This window comes from Candidatus Paceibacterota bacterium, assembly GCA_028714635.1.
In the GTDB taxonomy this organism is placed as follows: domain Bacteria; phylum Patescibacteriota; class Minisyncoccia; order Phycocordibacterales; family JAQTLZ01; genus JAQTLZ01.
The window spans coordinates 1-3,248 of the sequence record JAQTLZ010000020.1 but is presented as its reverse complement, the minus strand read 5'-3'; the positions used below and the strand labels follow the sequence as shown (position 1 = coordinate 3,248).

2 protein-coding genes and 1 tRNA gene are annotated in these 3,248 nt (G+C 44.5%); all 3 read left to right on the top strand.

Annotation, left to right across the window (positions count from 1 at the left end):
- Nucleotides 1–1,842: AAA family ATPase (locus PHS53_05235; GenBank protein MDD5357512.1), on the top strand; the 1,842-nt coding region annotated here is incomplete at its 5' end.
- Between the two features lie 148 nt (nucleotides 1,843–1,990).
- Nucleotides 1,991–2,073: transfer RNA gene (locus PHS53_05230), tRNA-Tyr, on the top strand.
- 384 nt (nucleotides 2,074–2,457) lie between these two features.
- Nucleotides 2,458–3,248 (top strand): ornithine cyclodeaminase (locus PHS53_05225; protein MDD5357511.1); only part of this gene is annotated, 791 nt, incomplete at its 3' end.

The window sequence follows — 3,248 nt, the reverse complement described above, 5'->3', positions numbered from 1 at the left end:
ACTATTGTCGGTGCCGGAGCTGCAGAAGGTTCTATGGACGCATCAAATATGTTAAAGCCAGCGCTTGCCCGTGGAGAACTTCGCGCTATCGGCGCAACGACGCTGAAAGAATATTCTCGGCATATCGAAAAAGATCCCGCGCTTACCAGACGCTTTCAGCCCGTGCACGTGAGCGAGCCTTCGATTGAAGACGCTATCGCAATTCTCCGAGGACTCAAAGAAAAATATGAGCTTTTCCACGGTGTTCGCATCACTGACGATGCAATCATCGCGGCGGTAAATCTTTCGAGCCGTTACATTAGCGATAGATTTTTGCCTGATAAAGCGGTAGACCTCATTGATGAAGCTGCATCGTCGCTCAAAATTTCTCTCGAAGATATGCCCCCGGTTCTTGAAGAGACTCATCGAAAAGTGATGCGTCTTGAAATTGAAAAAGAAGCTTTGAAGAAAGAGGCAGAAACGTCGAAGATTGCGAAAGCCCGCGTAGCTAAATTGCAGAAAGAAATTGCGGATTTGAAAGAAAAAACATCTGAAATCGAGCTTAAGTGGAAAAACGAGAAAGAAACCATTTCCGAAATCAAGACAATTAAGAAGGAACTCGAGAGTCTTCGAATGGAAGGAGAAAGCGCCGAAGCTCATTCAGATCTCTCCCGTGCGGCGGAAATTCGCTATGGCAAAATTCCTGAATTTGAAAAAGAACTTGAGACAAAAGTAAAACGATTAAAGAAATTACAGAGCTCTCGCCGAATTTTGAAGGAAGAGATTGTGGAAAATGATATAGCGGGCATTGTTTCAAAATGGACCGGAATTCCAGTCACTCGAATGCTTGAAGAAGAAGCTGGCAAGCTTGCTCGTATGGAAGAGGAACTCAAATCGAGGATTAAGGGCCAGGATGAAGCGGTGCGAAAGATTTCCGATGCCGTGAAGCGTTCTCGCGTTGGAGTGGCAGATCCGAATCGCCCGATTGGCTCGTTTATTTTCCTTGGTCCTACCGGAGTGGGAAAAACAGAGCTTACGAAATCGCTCGCGAAATTTATGTTTGATGACGAGAAGGCTCTCATTCGTGTTGATATGTCTGAATTTATGGAGAAACATTCTGTCTCGAAAATTATCGGCTCGCCCCCGGGATATGTTGGGTATGATGAAGGCGGAGGCATTACAGAATTGGGTAGGCACCGACCATACTCGATTCTTCTCTTCGATGAAATCGAGAAAGCTCATCCGGAAGTATTCAACATTCTTCTTCAGGTCTTGGATAATGGGCGTCTTACCGATGCGAAGGGACGCATGGTGAATTTTAAGAACACTATTATTGTCCTTACTTCGAACATTGGCGCAAACTACATTGATAAGATGCAGAAAATCGGTTTCAGCACCGGTAATGCAAAAAGCGATTATCAAGAAATCAAATCAAAAGTGCAAGGCGCGCTCAAAGACCATTTCCGACCGGAATTTTTGAATCGTCTCGATGATATTATTGTCTTTGATATTTTGAGCGAAGAAGCCATCAAAGAAATTGTGGATATTCAGATAGGAGTTGTGAAAGAGAGACTTGTCTCGAAAGAAATCAAGCTTGATGTCGGACCTGAAGTGCTCTCGTATTTGGCGAAAGAGGGTTACAATCCGCAATACGGCGCGAGACCTTTGAAACGTCTTATTCAGGACAAACTTATGACGCCGGTCGCGAATCTTATGATTTCCCGAGGGGTTATGAAAGGAGGAGAGGTGTATGTCGGAATGAAAGGAAAAGAATTTATTTTTGAAGTGAGAAAAGTCGGACGACGCGAAAAGAAAAGTGTTGTCTCTGATATTCAAGTGGGGAAGGGAGAGGGGGTGAAGTAAAGGGGCAGCTTGTAGGTTGTAGCTGTTAGCTTGTAGCTTGAAATACAAATACTAAAGAAGCCGCGATTGCCCAAAGGCAATCGCGGCTTTCGCATTGTTTTTTCAAGGATTTTCTGTTACCTTTGTAGGGTAATGAGGTAACGGAAATGCGTCGGTACCCAAGTGGTCAACGGGAGCAGACTGTAAATCTGTTGGCTTACGCCTTCGTTGGTTCGAATCCAACCCGACGCACAATAACAAAAAACTTCCGCAAAAGCGGAAGTTTTTTGTTATTGTGCGCAGAGGAGTAATGCGCGGGGGCGCATTACGTGAAGGACTCGAAGCCTGTTTGAGCATTTTTTCTCAGAAAAAATCCAAACAGGAAACTGGTCGTGTAACGACCGAGATTCCAACCCCGCATACTTTTTTCTGTATTTCCCAGTTGTTATAGCCTGTGGTATACTTGATAAGTACTTATGACGAAAGAATTCTCAAATTTTCATTTTATTTTCCCCGTACCGATGCCTAAATAGCAGCCGGGGTATATTATTTCTTATCAAATACGTTCAAGCGGCCCCGGTGAAGGGGCTTTTTATTTAGCCCGCCAAAGCTAGACGTTTAACAAAAGGAATAACAATGAAAATATTATCTGTTGAGTTGGTAAGCGAGCTGGTAAAACGACATGGTTTGGAAAATTTTTTAGCCGGACTTATAAAAGAGCTTCGGTATGATTTCAGACGCTGGCACGAGTTTAATAAAATTCCTCGTCCGGCAATGCATGTGCCCGGCGGAGTATTGGAACTTATGCCTATTTGTGACGCGACATACTATGCCTTTAAGTATGTAAATTGCCACCCAAAGAATCCAGAAAATGGTCTTATGACTGTTGTGGCAACCGGGCAGCTTTCGCGGATAGATACCGGTTATCCTCTTCTATTTTCGGAGATGACTCTTTTGACTGCGCTGCGAACTGCCGCCACTACGGCAATAGCGACGGATTATATGGCAAGAAAAAATAGTCATACGCTCGCCATTGTCGGTACGGGGGCGCAGAGCGAATTCCTTGTGAGAGCAATCGCACTGGTTCGCGACATCAAGGAAGTAAGATACTTCGATATCGATTCTTCGGCGATGGATAAGTTCGAGCGGAATATGGAAGGCGGTAAATTCAAAATGGTGCGCTGTTCGAATGCCAGGGAAACAGTACGAGGATCAGATATTATCACGACCTGCACGGCCTGCAGGGCGCATGTTAATGTCCTTAAAAACAGTTGGATAAAATCGGGTGTGCATATAAATGGAATTGGCGGTGATTCTGTCGGCAAAACAGAACTTGAATTCCCTATACTTAATCGCTGTCGAATAGTGGTTGAATATTTCGATCAGTGTGTGGCTGAGGGAGAGATTCAGCGCTTCTCGAAAGAAGA